The following is a 17060-nucleotide window of genomic DNA, read 5'->3' on the forward strand; positions in this document are numbered from 1 at the left end:
ATCGGTAGAACGTCGATGGATGTTCGGACGGCTTCGTGAAGATATTCGTGCGATGTGCGATCGTGATCCCGCCGCGACCGGCTGTCTCGAGGTCGCACTCTGTTATCCCGGCGTTCACGCCGTCTGGGGCCACAGGGTGGCTCACTGGCTCTGGAATCGCGGGCTCCGACTGGCCGCGCGGCTGTTCGCACACGTCGTGCGGCTCCTGACCGGTGTCGAGATCCATCCCGCGGCGACGATCGGTCAGCGGGTGACGATCGATCACGGGATGGGCGTCGTCATCGGAGAGACGGCCGAGGTCGGAGACGACGTTCACATGTACCACGGCGTCACGCTGGGCGGAGATACGAACGAACGGGTCAAGCGCCATCCGACGCTCGAGGACGGGGTTACGGTCGGCGCGAACGCGACGCTGCTCGGCGCGATCACCGTCGGGTCGGGGGCGTCGGTCGGTGCCGGCTCCGTTCTGACCACCGACGTCGAGCCGGGCGCGACCGTCGCGGGCGTCCCGGCACGCCGCCTCGACGACTGAGTCGTCGACCGAGACTCACTGCTGGTCGTCGTCTACCGACCCGTCTGCACCGGGTGGCTGTCCCTCTCCGGAGACGCCCTCGCCGGTATCGACGTCGTCCGTTTCGACGTCCTCGGCGTCGAGATCGGTCGCTTCCGGACCAGCAACGGACGCACCCTCCGAGTCAGCCCCCTGCTCGTCGTCGGGACCGGAGACGTAGCCGAGTTCGAACCAGAGCGTCGCTGTACAGTTCATCGACCGTTCGTCCAGCTCCGTATCGTCCGTTCGACGGTCGAGATAGGCGTTACAGCGACCGTGTGTGACGACGTTCATCAGGCTTGCAGCGGAGCCACACTCCGGGCAGTCGATGTAGTAGTTCCCCTCGTCGTTCTGGTGCCAGGTGTCCGAATCGAGCTCAGTGTACGCGGCGTCCCGAGTCCTGTCGGTCATACGCAGATGGTGGACACCGAGGCCGGTAAGTGCAAGCCCGGAGTGCGCAACCACTGATACGGTCTACTGTAAGTCGTTACCGGAGCGACCGCAGGACGGCTCGCGGTCGCCCCGGAAAAAAGTCACAGTAAACCGTATGAGCCCAGACAGTAGCTACTTAATCGATCGAACGAAAGGGACCGCTAAACGATGTCCGTCAAGACGGGAACGATCGCCCTCGTCGCGGGGCTCGCCGCGTTCTTCGGCGTGGGAATCGGCGTGACTGCGATCACCGAACACTGGATCGACTTTCCGCTGCTCCTCGGCCTCCTCGCGGGGACGCTATCGGGGCTCGTGGCGACGATTGCGGTCACGGTCGGCCTCGAGAGCGACGTTTCCGCGGGGCGGAGACGGACCGCCGGTATCGTCACGGGCTTTGGCGGCGGGTTCGTCTGTGGCCTCCTGATCGGAGCCGCCGCCGAACCCATCGGAACGGTCGGATCGATCGGCGTCGGAGCGGGTGTGGGACTGCTCGTCGCCGGAGGATACGCGGTCAGTCCGTTCGGATCCCGGTAGCCGCCGGGCTGACAGGACGAATGCTTTTATCGGAGCGGGAACCAATCACCACTCGTGTCCGAGACGAGCGACTACATGCGGTTTTTTCCCTACGAGCAGCCCTACGAGAATCAGCGCGAGGCGATGGATCGAATATACAACGCGCTGACTCGAGGCCAGAGCATCCTCTTCGAGGGTGCCTGTGGCACGGGGAAAACCCTCTCGTCGCTCGTCCCCGCCCTCGAGGTCGCTCGCGAACGAGATAAGACGGTCGTCATCACGACGGACGTCCATCAGCAGATGCGTCAGTTCGTCGCCGAAGCCAGAGCGATCACCCGCGAAGAGGAGATTCGAACGATCGTCTTCAAGGGAAAATCGTCGATGTGTCACATCGACGTCGGCTACGAGGAGTGTCAGGCCCTGCGCGATAACACTCGGGCCGTCGTCGACGCCGAACGGGACAGAAATCAACTCGAGCGACGACAGCGGGAACTGCTGGCCGAAAGCCAGCAAGGAGACGGCGGCGCGGCCGACGCTCGCAGTGCAGTCATGGACGAACTCGCGAACATCGAGGAGCGACTCGAGGACCTCGAAGAGCAAAACGTCTGTGAGCACTATCGGAACAACCTGACCGAGGATACCGAGGAGTTCTTCGGGTGGTTGTTCGAGGACGTCCGGACCCCCGAAGAGATCTACGAGTACGCAGACCGCCAGGAGTTCTGTGGCTACGAACTCTTAAAAGAGGGGATCGAGGGCGTCGATCTGGTCGTCTGTAACTACCACCACCTGCTCGATGCCACCATTCGAGAACAGTTCTTCCGGTGGCTCGGCCGCGACCCGGAGGACGTCATCGCCGTCTTCGACGAGGCACACAACGTCGAGGACGCCGCCCGCGAACACGCGACGCGAACGTGTTCCGAGCGGACGATCGACGCCGCGATCGACGAGCTCTCCGAAACCGACGATCCGCTCGCCGACGACGCGGCGAACGTGTTGTCGGCTTTCCACCGGGCGCTCGTCGAAACGTACGAAGAGTCGTTCGGGTTCGGAGCACGCGAGCGGATCGACGAGCGCTGGGAGGACGTCCCGATCGCCAACGAGGACCGCCGCGACGACCTCACCCTCGAGTTTCTCCAGCGCTACTCGGGACGGGGAATCGACGTCGATCTCGAGGCCGCGACGAAGCTCGGGCAGACGCTCGACGAGGAGTACGAGGAAGCTTACCGGGAGGGTGAGACGGCGACGCGGACGGAGTGTCAGACCCTGCAGGCGGCGGCGTTCGTCAGCGCGTGGATGAACGAAGGCGCGAAAGACGGCCTGTATCCGGTCGTCTCCGTCACTCGCGACGCGGGAACCGACGAGGTCTACGGCCGTGCCGAACTGTACACCTGTCTGCCGCGCCAGGTGACGGGACAGCTGTTCGACGAAGTGTACGCGACCGTCCTGATGAGCGCGACGCTACAGCCGTTCGACGTCACCGAAGACGTCCTCGGGCTGGAGGAGTCGGTCACGATGGCCTACGGGCTGCAGTTTCCCGCGGAAAACCGACGAACGTACGCGGTCGAAACGCCGCCGCTGTTCTCCTCGGATCGCGACGATCCGGCCGTCCAGGAGGCGGTCACCGGAGCGATCCACGACGCGGTCCGCATGACGCCCGGGAACACGCTCGCCTTTTTCCCGAACTACGGCGAGGCGAGCCGGTACGCCGGTCGCCTCGAGCAGCGAGACGAGCGGACGGTCTACACAGACGAGCCCGGAACGGCCGTCGAAGAGCTTCGCGCTTCGTTCGTCGACGACGACGATTCGATCCTCTGTACGTCGCTGTGGGGAACGCTCGCTGAGGGAGTGAGCTTCGACGGCGACGACGCACGCACGGTCCTCGTCGTGGGAGTCCCCTATCCACACCTCGACGACCGAGCCGAGGCCGTCCAGGACGCCTACGACGGCGCATTCGAGGGAACCGACACCGGCTGGCGCTACGCCGTCGAGATTCCGACCGTCAGAAAGACCAGACAGGCCCTCGGTCGGGTGATTCGGTCGCCCGACGACGTCGGCGTTCGCGCGCTCATCGATGCGCGCTACTCTCGAGACGCGAAGGCCGACCTCGGCAAGTACAGCGTCAACGGTAGCTTCCCTCACGAGGAACGCGAGGAGCTACTGGATCTCGAGCCGGAGAAACTCAAGTTCGCGATGTTGAACTTCTACACCGATCACGACAGCTACGACGGAGCGGTTCCGTCGCCTTGATCACCCGGAACGAAGCGGCCGCGGCGCTACTCGATCGTGACCGTTGCGACCCCGCCGATAATGACCACCGAGTGCGTTCCGCCGTTCTGGACGGTTATCTCGAAGGTTTCGGACCCCTCTATCGACCGCGTATCGAGGATACCGTGTTCGGTGTGATCGAGCCGGAACCCGATTCCTTCCCGTTCGACGTCCATATCGTCACCGAGTTCGTGCACCTCTTCGACGTCGACGGTCACGGTCAGCTCTGCTCCCTCGTCGGCCTCGAACTCGACTCGCTCGTCCTCTCCGATCGTCGTGTCGATGCCACCACCCAGGAGAGAGCTACAACCGGCGAACGGGACGACTGCTGTGAGCGCGATAAATGAGCGTCGGCGCATAGTAAGACGTACCGAGACCGGTCTGGAATAGTTTCCGGCCGGTACCGGGGACGACCGAGGTCGTCCGACGATTCGGACTCACCACTCACGCGGGCAGCGAGATACGACTCACGGGGAGCCTGTAGGAGCCGTCCCAGAACTCGAGTTCGGAGACCGTCCAGGTGATCGGCTCTATCTCGCGCGCCGCGAGTCGCTGTGCGGTCGCCTCGTCGCCGCCGCGAGCGAGGGTGACGTGTGGGACGTAATCGGGGCCCTCGAGTCCGTCGACCACCTCGAACGCCGTCGCGAGATCGGCGTGGATGGACTCGAGACCCGGGCTTTCGACGGCGAGGTAGACGACGGGAGCGGATCCCAGCGGCGGGTCGGCAAAGTACTCGATTCCGGTGATTCGGGCTTCGACCGCGGGTGCGCCCTCGAGCGCACGGTGGGCGCGCTGCTGGAGGCGGGCGACGTGATCGGCGTCACCGAAGCGTTTGAGCAGACACGAGTGATCGTCGCGGACGGTATCGAACGCGACGAGATCGGGGTACAGGTCGTTGGCGAGGGTGCGAACGCGACCGGGAACCGGAACGTTGACGCTGTACACTTCTGATCGTGGTAGGGTCGTGTTCGGTATCAGACTGTCGGACGACGACGGGCCGAACAGCGCCGATCGAGACGGCACCAGCAGGTTCTTTTCGATCCCGCACGAGGCGGATGGTATGAGGGTCGATACGGCAGAGATTCGGCGTGGAATAGCCGAAACGCGCGGGTTTGTGCTCTCCCATCACCTCCCAGAGGAGTACTACCGGTGTTACTCGCCGGTCGTCTTCGGTCGGCAACTCCACATCTGTGCCCGGTGTGTGGGGATCTATCCGGGAATTCTCGCAGGGCTGTTCGCCTACGCCGTTGCTCCGCCGCCGATGACGTCGGTCGTACTGGTTGCACTCGTTCCGCTACCGGCGCTCGTCGACTGGGCGGTAACGACGTTTACCACACGGCGCGGGTACAACGTGGTGCGAACGGTGACCGGATCGGCGCTCGGATACGGATACGGTCTCGGCGTCGGCTACGTATTCGTCGAAACGAATCCGTTCGTAATCGGCGTGGGCGTTCTGTACGGGCTCGTCGCCGCCGTCTTGCTCTTTCGCTCGAACGCGACCGACGAGTGAATAATTATTTAACTACTGTGTGACAATAATGTGCAAGATACGTAATGAAACACTGTCTCAACTGCGGCGACCAGATCAAGGCGGAAGCGGCGGTCTGTCCGACCTGCGGTTTCAATCAGTCGGATACGCTCGAGGGAAGCCACGAGGACCGTGCGGAAAACGAAAAGTACTGCGTCGAATGCGGAGCGACGATCAACAGGCAGGCGGAGATCTGTCCCGAATGTGGGGTTCGACAGCCGTCGGCCTCCGGTTCGGGTGATACGGACAAGATCGCGGCCGGAGTCCTGGCGCTCTTACTCGGCGGCTTAGGTGCGCACAAGTTCTATCAGGGGCGAATGAAGCTCGGCGTGTTGTATCTGTGTTTCTTCTGGACGGGGATTCCGGCCCTGCTCGGACTGATCGAGGGGATACTCATGTTGATCGCGGACGACGACGAGTACGAGCGAAAGTACGCGGACGGGGGCATACTCGGCCGATAGCGGTCCTATCTCCCGACTCGAAAAACGGAGCGCCCGATCGGCGGGCGACTCATACGGTTTGCTGTGACTTTTTACCGGAGCAACCGCAGGACGGCTCGCGGTCGCTCCGGTAACGACTTACAGTAGACCGTATCAGAGCCGGTCGTAGAGCCACAGGACGACGACGAGTGCGACGATCAGCAACAGGATCGGCGTCAACAGCTGAGCGATCCAGCCGACGACGATGCCGACGATCTGGAGGGCGAGCAAAACGGCAACGAGCGCGAGGACGATTTTCAGGAGCGTTTCGACCTCGAGTGCACCGCGTGAGTCGATCATGCGTTCGCTCGTTCACAGGGCGATGTAAAAAACGCACCGCCGTCGCCGTCGGAAAGACCTATTTAGCCGGCTACGACATGTCTCAGTAATGGACGAGAGGGGGCTACGGGCCCTTGTCTGCGTGCTCGTGGTGCTAGGGTGCTCGGTTGCGCTCGTTCCGTCGGTTTCGGCTGCTGTGGTGGCAGACGCCGGCATGGAGAGCCCCGCCTATCAGGAGCTAAACGAGAGTGAACAGGAGACGGAAGACGACGGAGCGGTAAACGAAAGCGACGGAGCTGACGAGTCGAACGGAACGGACGACGACGGAAACGAAAGCGAACAGGGACAGAACGAAAGTACGGCGTTGAACGAGAGCGATCAGCTCGACGACGCTGATGAGGTTCACATCGACGTTTCGTTACACGAGAACGGATCGGCAACGTTCGTCGTCGACTACCGGTTCGGAAACGACTCGACGGAAAACTGGGAGGCGCTGCGCGACGACGTCGAGGCGAACTCCGAGGCGTACGCCGAAAAAGAGCGAAACGACTGGAACGAAATCCTCGTCGAGGGAGCGAACGAAACGGGACGCGACATGGAGATTTCTGACGTTACCGTGGAGACGGACACCAGCTCCGCACCTCGGAATATGGGCCACGTCGAGTTCACGTTCCGGTGGTCGTCGTTCGCCCACGTCGAGTTGAACCGGATCGAAGCGGGCGATGCGCTCGCCGGGTTTACGCTGGTCGACGACACGACGTTGCAGTTCTTCTGGCCCGAGGAGTACGCGGTTCGTGAGATCGATCCCTCACCCGACGACCCACCGGATAATTCGATCTTCTGGGACGGAGACGGGACCGAGTTCACCGACGAACAGCCGTGGATCGTCCTCATCAAAAACGGTGGCACAGCGGACGAAGCCGTCGAGGTCACCGAGAGTCCGGCGATGCCGTGGCTCGCCGTTCTGGGGGCGTTGCTCCTCCTCGCGGCGGCAGCAGCCGTCGGCTGGCTGATCAGACATCGTGCCGACGGAATCGGATCGAACGATGACCACTCCACCGGCTCGTCGCCACCATCGACGGAGACGCGAGAACCGATCGAACCCGGCGAACGGGGGACCGGACCGCCGTCGGACCTCCTGAGCAACGAAGAGCGCGTCCTCCAGCTGCTCGAGGAACGGGGTGGTCGGATCAAACAACAGGAGATCGTCTCCGAACTCGAGTGGACGGAGGCCAAGACGAGTCAGGTCGTTAGCGGTCTGCGAGAGGAAGACGAGATAGACGTCTTCCGAATCGGCCGCGAAAACGTCCTTGCGATCCCCGAAGACGGGGACGAGTAGCAGGACTTAATACTCGCCACTCACTATCCCAGTCAAATGAGTCGTCGTGTCGGCCCCGTATCCGTCGTGTTCGACGTCGACAGAGCTCTTTCTTCGCCGCGGGTCGAGCGGCTTCGACGACCCCGGCGACGGGCCCCTTGAGCCCGCACTATTACACATCTCACGTCCCGTTGGTTCGAACGTTTCACCGTTCCACAGAAATCCCGTTTCTCGGATAGCAGCTGCTTTCAGATTTAATTCCTAAACGTGAATCAACGAATTTAATACCGTCCTTCCGTTTCACACGAGTACGACATGACACGCGTTGCACTTGCGTTTTCGGGCGGGCTGGACACGACTGTCTGTGTCCCGCTGCTCGAGGAGGAGTACGGATACGACGAGGTAATCGGCGTGACGGTCGACGTCGGCCAGCCGGCCGAAGAGTTCGACGAGGCCGAAGAAACCGCCGAAGCGCTCGACCTCGAACACCACATCGTCGACGCGACGGACGAATTCGCGGACCTCTGTTTCGAGGGCGTTCGCGCGAACGCGACGTACCAGGGCTACCCGCTCGGGACCGCACTCGCACGCCCGGTGATCGCAGCAGCGATCCTCGAGGTGGCAAACGAACAGGACTGTACCGGTATCGCTCACGGCTGTACGGGCAAAGGTAACGATCAGCTTCGGTTCGAGGCCGTCTGGCGCGACTCCGATCTCGAGGTCATCGCCCCCGTGCGCGAACTGGGACTGACCCGCGAGTGGGAACAAGAGTACGCCGACGAGAAGAACCTCCCCGTCGAGGGTGGAAGCGGCGGCGACTGGTCGATCGACACCAACCTCTGGAGTCGCTCGGTCGAGGGCGACAAACTCGAGGACCCGAACTACGTCCCGCCGACGGAGATCTACAACTGGACGGACGAGCCGTCGGGCGAGACCGAAGAGATCGAGATCCGCTTCGAAAACGGCTATCCAGTAGCGATCGACGGCGAGGAGTACGACCCCGTCGCGTTGATCGAGTACCTGAACGAACTCGCCGGTTCCTACGGCGTGGGCCGAACGGACTCGATGGAAGACCGCATGCTCGGGCTGAAGGTTCGTGAAAACTACGAGCACCCCGCCGCGACGACGCTACTCAACGCCCACGAGGCGCTCGAGGGGCTCGTCCTCACCCAGGAAGAACGCGAGTTCAAACAGCTGATCGATCAGCGCTGGTCGAAAAAGGGCTACGAGGGACTCGTCGACGCGCCGCTCGTGAGCGCGCTCGAGGGCTTCATCGACGAGACCCAAACGCGCGTGACGGGAACCGTGACGATCCGCTTCGAGGGCGGGCAGGCTCGTGCGGTCGCACGCGACAGCGAGTACGCGGCGTACTCGGCCGAGCACGCCTCCTTCGACACCGAGTCGGTCGGCAAGATCTCGCAGGAGGACGCGACCGGGGTCGCGAAGTATCACGGCTTCCAGCGCCGTCTCGCCAACAGCGTCATCGACGCCGAGGACGAGTAATCATGACCGAGGAGAGCGCTCACGACGGCGTCAGCCGCCCGGAAACCGGATCGACGATCGCGACCGACGGCGGTGAGCGATCGACCGACGGATCCGACGAAGGCGTCGTCCGCCGAGATCGCTTCAGCGGCGGTCCGGCCCGGAGCTTCCTCTCCTCGCTCGAGGCCGACGAACGGATCTTCGCGGCCGACCTGGAGGTCGACCGCGCACACGTCGTCATGCTGGCCGAACAGGGAATCATCGACGACGACGTCGCCGGTGATATCCTGACCGCCCTCGACGCGATCGAAGTCGACAGTCACGGCTCGCTACCCGACGGCGAGGACGTCCACGAAGCCATCGAAACGGCCGTTATCGAACGTATCGGAGCCGACGGTGGCAAAATGCACACCGCCCGGTCGCGCAACGACGAGGTCGCGGCCTGCATTCGTTATCGCCTCCGCGAGGACGTCCTCGCGGCCATCGAGACGACGGTCGCGCTTCGCGAGTCGCTTCTCGACGTCGCGGCCGACCACGCGGAGACGGTCATGCCGGGCTATACGCATCTTCAGCCGGCTCAGCCGACGACGGTCGCCCACTGGGCGCTGTCCTACGAGGGGGCGGTTCGTCGCGATACGGCGAGATTGCTCGAGGCCTACGATCGAATCGACGAGTCGCCCCTCGGCGCGGCCGCGTTCGCGGGAACGACCTTCGACATCGACCGCGAGCGGACGGCAGAGCTGCTCGGCTTCGACGGTATCGTCGAGAACTCGATGGACGCCGCCTCGAGTCGCGACTTTCTGCTCGAGACGACGCAGGCGCTGTCGACGCACGCGACGACGCTGTCCGGACTCGCAGAGGACGTCGTTATCTTCGCGAACCGCGGCTTCGTTTCGCTTGCGGACGACTACTCCTCGACGTCGTCGATCATGCCCCAGAAGAAAAACCCCGACACGCTCGAACTCGTTCGCGCGGTCGCGGGCGACGCGGCCGGCAACGTTCAGGGACTGACGACGACGCTCAAGGGTCTTCCGCGCGCGTACAACCGCGATCTCCAGCGTGCGACGACTCACGCCTGGAAAACCGTCGACGCGGTTACCGAGGCGAGCGAGGTCGCCGCGGGTGCGGTGGCAACGGTCGACTGGAACGAGGAGAGCCTCGCCGCCGAGGCCGACGCGGGCTTTTCGACCGCGACCGGCGTTGCCGACCTGCTCGCCGCGAACGGATTGCCGTTCCGGACGGCACACGAGGTCGTTGCGCTCGCGGCCGAACGAGGCAGCGACATCGACGCGGTCGAGGCGGCGGCCCAGGACGTCCTCGAGGAACCTCTCAAATCGTTCGTGGATCCGGCCGACGTCGAAGCGGCGCTCGATCCGACCGAGAGCGTCGGCAGTCGCGACTCGCGGGGCGGACCCGCTCCCGGAGCGGTGACGGCGAATCTCGAAACCGCACGCCAAGTACGCGAGAACGATGAGCACCGACTGACCGACGAGGCGGCCGCGCTCGAGACGGCCCACGAAGCGCTTCGGTCGGAGGTGAACGGCTATGTCTGAGCTCACCGTCTACCGTCGGACATCGCGACGACGAACCCCGCGAGGGGGATACACATGCTAAATGATATGTCATACTAAAATTTCGGTAAGTCAGGGTTGAAGGTCCGATAGAGTGGCGTGCAGATAGTATAATTTTGCTGTTAAGTTCGAAGGCTTTAAGGGAGATCGGTTCCCAGTTGGGAGTACAATGACCGAATGCGTCGAGTGTGGGGCCGAGGTGTCCCTGCACGACGATCTAGAGATTGGAGAGATCGTTGACTGTACCACCTGTGGAGCAGAGCTGGAAGTCGTCGATACCGAGCCGCCAGTCCTCGAACGAGCCCCGGAGCTCGAAGAGGACTGGGGTGAGTGACCTTGCAGACGGTCGCAGCTAAGCAGCCCCCTGCTCACCCTCAGCGCTGTCGGACTCGTCCGACGAGGATCGGCTCGCAGGACGCGGCTCATCACGGGAGGTGGCTCGCGTGAACGTCGGAATACTCTACTCCCGGATCCGCAAGGACGAGAAGCTGCTGCTCAACGAGCTCCGCGAGCGCGACCACGAGATCGAGAAGATCGACGTCCGGAAACAGGCGTTCGACATCGGCGCGGTTCCCGAGGAGCTTGCGGACCTCGACATCGTCGTCGACCGCTGTCTCGCGACGAGCCGAAGCCTGTACGCCACACAGTTCCTCGAGGCGTACGGGATTCCCGTGGTCAACAGCCACGAGACCGCCGAGATCTGTGCGGACAAAGTCAAAAACAGCCTCGCGCTCGAGGAGGCGGGCGTTCCCACGCCCGCGACGAAAGTCGCGTTCACGAAAGAGACGGCGATGGACGCCATCGAGAGCTTCGGCTACCCCTGCGTGCTCAAACCCGTCGTCGGCTCCTGGGGTCGCCTGATGGCCAAGATCGACTCGCCGGACGCCGCCGAGGCGATCTTAGAGCACAAGGCGACGCTCGGCCACTACGAGCACAAGGTGTTCTACGTCCAGGAGTTCGTCGAGAAACCGGGCCGCGACATCCGCGTGCTCGCGGCCGACGGCGAGCCGATCGCCGGAATGGTTCGCTCTTCGGACCACTGGATCACCAACGCCGCAAAGGGTGCCGAAACGGACGTTTTCGAACCCGACGGCGAGGCGAGAGAACTCGTCGCACAGGCGAGCGACGCCGTCGGCGGAGGCTTGCTCGGGATCGACCTGATGGAAACAGCAGACATCCCCGAATCAGAGCCGGAGTCTGGCCAGCGGTACACCGTCCACGAGGTCAACCACACCGTCGAGTTCAAAGCCCTCGATGGAGCCGTCGACACCGACGTCGCCGGCACCGTCGTCGACTGGCTCGAGGAGAAAGCCGCCGCGACGAACGACGACCTCGAGGTGACCGCCTGATGGCGGCCGACGCCGAATCCCACGCGGACGGACGCGCGGACGCAGTTACCGCGAGTATCGTCGGCGGCTCCGGTTTCACCGGCGGCGAGTTGCTTCGGCTGCTCGCCGGTCACCCGCACGTCGAGGTCGCGGAGGTGACGAGTCGATCGAAAGCCGGCAAGAGCGTCGGATCGGTCCATCCGCCGCTTCGCGGCTCGGACCTTCGCTTTACCGAACCCGACGACATGGAGAACGTCGACGTGCTGTTCGCCGCCACGCCACACGGCGTCTCGATGGGGCGGATCGACGACTTCTTCGAGATTGCGGACACCGTCGTCGACCTCTCGGCCGACTTTCGCCTCGGCACGGAAGCGCAGTACGACGAGTGGTACGACGGCCACGACGCACCCGAGTACATGGAGAAGGCCGAGTACGCGCTCCCCGAGATCAACCGCGAGAACCTCGAGGGAGCCGAACTCATCGCGGGCGGCGGCTGTAACGCCACCGCGACGATCCTCGGACTCTACCCGCTGTTTGAACACGGAATTCTCGAGGGAGGAGAACAGGTCGTCGTCGACGTCAAGGTCGGCTCCTCGGAAGGCGGAGCCGGCGGCGGCGAGGCCTCGAGTCACCCCGAGCGCTCGGGCGTCGTCCGACCCTACGCGCCGACGGGCCACCGCCACGAGGCCGAGATCGAGCAGTTCCTCGGCACCTCGGTGGCCTTCACCTGCCACGCCGTGGACATGATCCGCGGCGCGAGCGCGACGAGTCACGTCTTCCCCTCGGGACCGGTCTCGAAGGGAGACCTCTGGAAAGCCTACAGGGGATGTTACGAGGACGAACCGTTCGTCCGCATGGCCGCCGGAAGCTCCGGCGTCTACCGCTATCCCGAGCCGAAAGCCGTCGCCGGGACGAACCTCGCGGAGGTCGGCTTCGAACTCGACCCGTCGAACGAGCGCATCGTCGTCTTTTCAGCCATCGATAACATGATGAAAGGGTCGGCCGGACAGGCCGTCCACGCCGCCAATATCGCGCTCGGCTTCGAGGAGACCGCCGGACTCGATTTTGCGGGGCTACACCCCGTGGGGGCACCATGAACTCGCTTCGCTCGTTCATGAGCCTTGCTTCGCTTCGCTCAGCAAGACACCCTGAGATGACACACCGGAGGTGGCTCGCGTGACCGTAGTCGTGAAAATCGGCGGCGCGCGCGCCGTCGATCCCGAGGGAGCGCTCGTCGACGTGGCCTCGCTGGTTGACGAGGGCGAAGACGTCGTCCTCACCCACGGCGGTTCGACCGCCGTCGACGAAACGCTCGAGGAACTCGGCCAGGAACCGACCTACGTCGAGACGCCCGGCGGCATCGTCGGCCGCTTTACCGACGAGGAGACGATGGACGTCTTCAAGATGGTGATGCCGGGTAAGCTCAACACTGATCTGGTCGAGAGCCTGCAGAACGAAGGGGTCGACGCCGTCGGCCTCTCGGGGACCGACGGCAAGCTCCTCCGTGGCAAGCGCAAGTCCGCCGTTCGAATCAAAGAGGACGGCAAGAAGAAGATCAAACGCGGCGACCACTCGGGTACGATCGAGTCCGTCAACGCGAGCCTGCTCGAGACCCTTCTGGCGGGGAACTACACGCCCGTCGTCTCGGTCCCGGTTCTTGGAACCGAAAAAGACGGAGGCTACACGGCGGTCAACGCCGACGCCGACCGTGCAGCCGCCGCTATTGCGGGAGCACTCGAGGCCGACCTCGTCGTGCTGACGGACGTCTCCGGCATCTACGCCGATCCCGACGACGAGTCCACGAAGTTCGACTCCGCCTCGACGCCCGAGGAGTTCGACGCGGTCAAAGACGCCGCGGAAGGTTTCATGACCAAGAAGGTCATGGCAGCATCGGAGGCGCTCGAGGGCGGCGCGGCGTCAGTCACCGTCGCCACCGCGAACGCCGACGAGCCGATCACGAGCGCGCTCGCCGGCGAAGGCACGACGCTCGAGCCCGGCGTGCTTGCGAATGGGGATGCGAGCGAAACTCCACAGGAGGCCACGAAATGAGCGACCACGACTTCGTCTCCGGGGGGAAGCCGATCGCCATCGATCGCGGTGAGGGACCGTTCCTCTACAGCACAGACGGCACGGAGTACGTAGACGCCGGTGCGAGTTTCGCGTGTACGCCGCTGGGACACTCTCATCCCGCGGTCGTCGATGCCGTCAAAGCGCAGGTGAGTAAGGTGACGTTCGTCGATTCTTCCTACCCCGTGCAGTCGCGCGAGGACGCTTACGCCGCGCTCGTGGCGGCGACGCCCGACGGACTCGATCAGGCCTGGTTCTGTAATTCCGGCACCGAGGCCAACGAGGCCGCACTGAAGTTCGCTCGCTCGGCCACCGGGGAGTCGAAAATCGTCGCCGCGACCCGCTCGTTCCACGGACGGACGATGGGATCGCTCGCGGCGACCTGGAAGGACGAGTACAAGAAACCGTTCGAGCCACTCGCCGGTGACGTCGAGTTCGTCCCGTACGGAGAGAGCGAAGCGCTCGCTGACGTAGTCGACGACGAGACCGCGGCCGTGATCCTGGAGCCGATCCAGGGCGAAGGCGGCATCAACGTTCCGCCCGCTGGTTACCTCGAGACCGCCCGCGAACTCACCGACGAGACCGGTTCGGCGCTCGTCTTCGACGAAGTCCAGACCGGTATGGGTCGGACCGGATCGATGTGGGCCTGTGAGAACGCAGGCGTCACGCCCGACGTGCTCTCGACGGCGAAGGGACTGGGCAACGGTCTACCCGTCGGCGCGGTCGCGGTTCGCGACTGGATCGCAGACGGCGCGGCCTCGCACAACGCCACCTTCAGCGGCGGCCCCGTCGTCTCCGCGGCGGTCCACGCGACCGTCTCGACGCTCGTCGAAGAGGGGTGGCCCGACCACGCTGACGAAATCGGTGACTATCTCGTCGACGAACTCGAGGCGACACTGGGCGACGAAGTGCGCGAGATTCGCGGTGATGGGCTACTCATCGGCATCGAACTGAAACGCGGGGCGAACCGCGTCGCCCGCGACCTGGCGATGGATCATCGGATACTGGCGCTTCCCGCCGGCCGGACCGTCCTCCGATTGCTGCCGCCGCTCGTGATCGGTGAAGACGAAGCGGATCGAGTCGTCGACGCACTGACCGAGATCGTCGTACCCGACGCAGAGACCGAGTCATGAACGCGAGCACGACCGAGTCGGCCGACGTGTCGATCGAAGACGCCCGCCAGTTGCTGATCGATCTGGTCTCGATCCCCTCACCCTCGGGCGAGGAAGCGAAGGCAGCCGAGCATCTCGTCGAGTTTTTCGAGTCCTACGGCCGCGAGGCCTGGATCGACGAGGTCGGCAACGTTCGTGCCCCCGCAGACGACGCGGTGTTACTGACGTCTCACGTGGACACCGTTCCGGGCGAGATCCCGGTCGGCGTCACGCCAGCGGACGAGACAGACCTCGAGACCGAGATCGCCGACGAGGTGGGGGAAGACGTCCTCCGGGGCCGCGGCAGCGTCGACGCGACGGGACCGCTCGCCGCAATGGCCGCCGCGGCCGTCAGAACCGGCGTCTCGTTCGTCGGCGTCGTCCGCGAGGAGACGAGTTCTCGCGGCGCGCGTCACCTCGTCGAGGATCGCACGGAACCCGATGCCGTCGTCAACGGCGAGCCAAGCGGTTCGAACGGAATCACGCTCGGCTACCGCGGCTTTCTCGCCGGAACGTACGTCGCGACGAGCGAGTCCGGTCACACCTCGCGACCGGAGCCGAACGCGATCCAGCACGCGATGAACTGGTGGACGAGCGTAGAGGCGGCGTTCGAGCAGGACCAGTACCAGCCGGTGTTCGAACGCGTCACCACGAAACCCGTCGACATCGACGGCGGGATCAGCGACGACGGTCTCTCAGTCGAGACGACGCTCGAAGTCCAGCTTCGCGTCCCCCCGACGCTCGACGTCGAGACGGTTCGCGAGACGGCCGAAGCGAGCCTCGAGATCGGAACCGTCTCCTGGGCCGAGCCGATTCCGCCGGTGATGGAAAGTCCCAGAACGGACGTCGCCCGAGCGTTTCGCGCGTCGATTCGCACGGCGGGCGAGGAGCCACGACTCTTGCGCAAGACCGGCACCAGCGACATGAACATCTACGCGAGCGCCTGGGACTGTCCGATGGTGACCTACGGACCGGGAAACTCCGATCTGGATCACGCGCCCGACGAGCGTATCTCGCTCACCGAATTCGATCGATCCGTCGATATCCTCGACGGAGTTGCGACCACGCTACGCGGAGGTAACGATGACTGATACCGACACCGACACCGAAACGACTGACTCGAGCGCCGTCGACACGGGCGACGCCGAACTACGCCACTTCCTCGAGGTCGACGATCTCTCGCGAGAAGAATTACTGGCGGTTCTCGACCGCGCGGCGGCGTACAAAGGCGCACAGGCTCGCGGCGACGACCACGAGGACCTCGAGGGTCAAACGCTAGGAATGATCTTCCAGAAGCCGAGTACGCGAACCCGCGTCTCCTTCGAGACGGGGATGACCCATCTCGGCGGTCACGCGATCTTCCTCGGAGCCGACGATATCCAGCTCGGTCGCGGCGAGCCGCTAAAGGACACCTCGAGAACGCTCTCGAGGTACGTCGACGCGGTGATGGGGCGAGTGTTCAAACACGACAACATCGAGGTGCTCGCGCAGTACGCCTCGGTTCCGATCGTCAACGGACTGACCGACGACGCCCATCCCTGCCAGACGCTCGCGGACTTACAGACGATCCGCGAGCACGAGGACGGATTCGACGACGTCTCTGCGGCCTGGATCGGCGACGGCAACAACGTCGCCCAGTCGTTCGCCATCGGCGCGGCGCTGACCGGTATCGATCTGACGATCGCGACGCCCGAGGGATACGGCATCGACGACGCCGTTCTCGAGCGCGCCCGGAGCCTCGGCGGCGAGCCAACGGTGACGACCGATCCAATCGACGCCGTGGCTGACGCCGACGTCGTCTACACCGACGTCTGGATCAGCATGGGTCAGGAAGACGAACGCGACGTTCGCATGGACGACTTCGAGGGCTTCCAGGTCAACGACGGCCTGCTCGCCCACGCCCCCGACGCGTCGGTGATGCACTGTCTGCCCGCCCACCGCGGCGAGGAGATCACCGACGACGTCGTCGAGGGCGACCGCTCGATCGTCTTCGACCAGGCCGAGAATCGTCTGCACGCACAGAAGGCGTTGTTGAGCTGGCTGCTCGAGTGATCGTTCCGTGAGCACCGCGAGCGGCTTTTTGGTCCAGATTTTTGC

The 17060-nt window shown here is 64.1% G+C and carries 19 protein-coding genes; 15 read left to right on the forward strand and 4 right to left on the reverse strand.

Annotated features, from left to right (window positions below):
• Positions 1-19: 19 nt before the first annotated feature.
• Positions 20-532, forward strand: a complete 513-nt coding sequence (cysE, locus tag EA462_RS02920; RefSeq protein ID WP_124177062.1) for a serine O-acetyltransferase — start codon at positions 20-22, stop codon at positions 530-532.
• 15 nt (positions 533-547) lie between these two features.
• Here cysE and EA462_RS02925 read toward each other — a convergent pair whose 3' ends face one another.
• Entirely contained in the window at positions 548-961 is a 414-nt protein-coding gene (locus EA462_RS02925) for a hypothetical protein (protein ID WP_124177063.1), read from the reverse strand.
• Positions 962-1150: 189 nt separating this feature from the next.
• Here EA462_RS02925 and EA462_RS02930 point away from each other — a divergent pair, with 189 nt between their 5' ends.
• Positions 1151-1516 carry a hypothetical protein gene (locus EA462_RS02930; protein ID WP_124177064.1) on the forward strand — a complete coding sequence of 122 codons (366 nt, stop codon included), beginning with the start codon at positions 1151-1153 and terminating at the stop codon, positions 1514-1516.
• Positions 1517-1591: 75 nt separating this feature from the next.
• The gene (locus EA462_RS02935; RefSeq protein WP_124177189.1) at positions 1592-3742 is read left to right on the forward strand and encodes an ATP-dependent DNA helicase; all 2151 of its coding nucleotides are present in this window, start codon (positions 1592-1594) and stop codon (positions 3740-3742) included.
• Between the two features lie 26 nt (positions 3743-3768).
• Here the strand turns inward: EA462_RS02935 and EA462_RS02940 are convergent, their stop codons facing one another.
• Positions 3769-4119, reverse strand: a complete 351-nt coding sequence (locus EA462_RS02940; RefSeq protein ID WP_124177065.1) for a hypothetical protein — start codon at positions 4117-4119, stop codon at positions 3769-3771.
• Between the two features lie 85 nt (positions 4120-4204).
• Positions 4205-4705, reverse strand: coding sequence for a 2'-5' RNA ligase family protein (locus tag EA462_RS02945; protein WP_124177066.1), 501 nt, complete (start codon positions 4703-4705; stop codon positions 4205-4207).
• A 115-nt stretch (positions 4706-4820) separates the two neighbouring features.
• Here EA462_RS02945 and EA462_RS02950 point away from each other — a divergent pair, with 115 nt between their 5' ends.
• Positions 4821-5270 carry a DUF2085 domain-containing protein gene (locus EA462_RS02950; RefSeq protein WP_124177067.1) on the forward strand — a complete coding sequence of 150 codons (450 nt, stop codon included), beginning with the start codon at positions 4821-4823 and terminating at the stop codon, positions 5268-5270.
• 44 nt (positions 5271-5314) lie between these two features.
• Positions 5315-5749: a TM2 domain-containing protein gene (locus tag EA462_RS02955; protein ID WP_124177068.1), complete on the forward strand. Its 435-nt coding sequence runs from the start codon at positions 5315-5317 to the stop codon at positions 5747-5749.
• Positions 5750-5881: 132 nt separating this feature from the next.
• On the opposite strand, the gene EA462_RS02960 is transcribed toward EA462_RS02955, so the two are convergent.
• Positions 5882-6067 (reverse strand): DUF7554 family protein, encoded by a 186-nt coding sequence (locus EA462_RS02960; RefSeq protein ID WP_124177069.1) that lies wholly within the window; start codon positions 6065-6067, stop codon positions 5882-5884.
• An 88-nt stretch (positions 6068-6155) separates the two neighbouring features.
• On the opposite strand from EA462_RS02960, the gene EA462_RS02965 reads away from it, so the two are divergent.
• From EA462_RS02965 to argF, 10 genes are all read left to right on the forward strand, one after another.
• Positions 6156-7385: a helix-turn-helix transcriptional regulator gene (locus tag EA462_RS02965; RefSeq protein ID WP_124177070.1), complete on the forward strand. Its 1230-nt coding sequence runs from the start codon at positions 6156-6158 to the stop codon at positions 7383-7385.
• Positions 7386-7679: 294 nt separating this feature from the next.
• A complete protein-coding gene (locus EA462_RS02970; protein ID WP_124177071.1) occupies positions 7680-8867 on the forward strand; it encodes an argininosuccinate synthase in 1188 nt (395 codons plus the stop codon).
• 2 nt (positions 8868-8869) lie between these two features.
• The gene (gene argH, locus EA462_RS02975; RefSeq protein ID WP_124177072.1) at positions 8870-10399 is read left to right on the forward strand and encodes an argininosuccinate lyase; all 1530 of its coding nucleotides are present in this window, start codon (positions 8870-8872) and stop codon (positions 10397-10399) included.
• Between the two features lie 187 nt (positions 10400-10586).
• The gene (gene lysW / locus EA462_RS02980; RefSeq protein ID WP_124177073.1) at positions 10587-10751 is read left to right on the forward strand and encodes a lysine biosynthesis protein LysW; all 165 of its coding nucleotides are present in this window, start codon (positions 10587-10589) and stop codon (positions 10749-10751) included.
• A gap of 109 nt (positions 10752-10860) precedes the next feature.
• A complete protein-coding gene (lysX, locus tag EA462_RS02985) occupies positions 10861-11766 on the forward strand; it encodes a lysine biosynthesis protein LysX (RefSeq protein ID WP_124177074.1) in 906 nt (301 codons plus the stop codon).
• Entirely contained in the window at positions 11766-12842 is a 1077-nt protein-coding gene (gene argC / locus EA462_RS02990; protein WP_124177075.1) for an N-acetyl-gamma-glutamyl-phosphate reductase, read from the forward strand. Before lysX ends, argC begins: the two co-directional genes overlap by 1 nt.
• 79 nt (positions 12843-12921) lie before the next feature.
• A complete protein-coding gene (locus tag EA462_RS02995; RefSeq protein ID WP_124177076.1) occupies positions 12922-13794 on the forward strand; it encodes an acetylglutamate/acetylaminoadipate kinase in 873 nt (290 codons plus the stop codon).
• Positions 13791-14945, forward strand: coding sequence for an aspartate aminotransferase family protein (locus tag EA462_RS03000; RefSeq protein WP_124177077.1), 1155 nt, complete (start codon positions 13791-13793; stop codon positions 14943-14945). The genes EA462_RS02995 and EA462_RS03000 overlap by 4 nt, the downstream gene beginning before the upstream one ends.
• Positions 14942-16054, forward strand: coding sequence for a [LysW]-lysine hydrolase (locus tag EA462_RS03005; protein WP_124177078.1), 1113 nt, complete (start codon positions 14942-14944; stop codon positions 16052-16054). Before EA462_RS03000 ends, EA462_RS03005 begins: the two co-directional genes overlap by 4 nt.
• Positions 16047-17015, forward strand: a complete 969-nt coding sequence (argF, locus tag EA462_RS03010) for an ornithine carbamoyltransferase (protein ID WP_124177079.1) — start codon at positions 16047-16049, stop codon at positions 17013-17015. The genes EA462_RS03005 and argF overlap by 8 nt, the downstream gene beginning before the upstream one ends.
• Positions 17016-17060: the final 45 nt, after the last annotated feature.

This window comes from Natrarchaeobius halalkaliphilus, from assembly GCF_003841485.1.
Classification (GTDB): Archaea; Halobacteriota; Halobacteria; order Halobacteriales; family Natrialbaceae; genus Natrarchaeobius; species Natrarchaeobius halalkaliphilus.

Bases quoted from the DNA above. Each gene is read 5' to 3' on its own strand.
- lysW (WP_124177073.1), top strand. From the start codon at position 10,587: ATGACCGAATGCGTCGAGTGTGGGGCCGAGGTGTCCCTGCACGACGAT.
- argH (WP_124177072.1), top strand. From the start codon at position 8,870: ATGACCGAGGAGAGCGCTCACGACGGCGTCAGCCGCCCGGAAACCGGA.
- EA462_RS02940 (WP_124177065.1), bottom strand. From the start codon at position 4,119: ATGCGCCGACGCTCATTTATCGCGCTCACAGCAGTCGTCCCGTTCGCC.
- EA462_RS02960 (WP_124177069.1), bottom strand. From the start codon at position 6,067: ATGATCGACTCACGCGGTGCACTCGAGGTCGAAACGCTCCTGAAAATC.
- EA462_RS02925 (WP_124177063.1), bottom strand. From the start codon at position 961: ATGACCGACAGGACTCGGGACGCCGCGTACACTGAGCTCGATTCGGAC.
- EA462_RS02965 (WP_124177070.1), top strand. From the start codon at position 6,156: ATGGACGAGAGGGGGCTACGGGCCCTTGTCTGCGTGCTCGTGGTGCTA.
- EA462_RS02970 (WP_124177071.1), top strand. From the start codon at position 7,680: ATGACACGCGTTGCACTTGCGTTTTCGGGCGGGCTGGACACGACTGTC.
- cysE (WP_124177062.1), top strand. From the start codon at position 20: ATGTTCGGACGGCTTCGTGAAGATATTCGTGCGATGTGCGATCGTGAT.
- EA462_RS03000 (WP_124177077.1), top strand. From the start codon at position 13,791: ATGAGCGACCACGACTTCGTCTCCGGGGGGAAGCCGATCGCCATCGAT.
- argF (WP_124177079.1), top strand. From the start codon at position 16,047: ATGACTGATACCGACACCGACACCGAAACGACTGACTCGAGCGCCGTC.
- EA462_RS02950 (WP_124177067.1), top strand. From the start codon at position 4,821: ATGAGGGTCGATACGGCAGAGATTCGGCGTGGAATAGCCGAAACGCGC.
- EA462_RS03005 (WP_124177078.1), top strand. From the start codon at position 14,942: ATGAACGCGAGCACGACCGAGTCGGCCGACGTGTCGATCGAAGACGCC.
- EA462_RS02935 (WP_124177189.1), top strand. From the start codon at position 1,592: ATGCGGTTTTTTCCCTACGAGCAGCCCTACGAGAATCAGCGCGAGGCG.
- EA462_RS02930 (WP_124177064.1), top strand. From the start codon at position 1,151: ATGTCCGTCAAGACGGGAACGATCGCCCTCGTCGCGGGGCTCGCCGCG.
- EA462_RS02955 (WP_124177068.1), top strand. From the start codon at position 5,315: ATGAAACACTGTCTCAACTGCGGCGACCAGATCAAGGCGGAAGCGGCG.
- argC (WP_124177075.1), top strand. From the start codon at position 11,766: ATGGCGGCCGACGCCGAATCCCACGCGGACGGACGCGCGGACGCAGTT.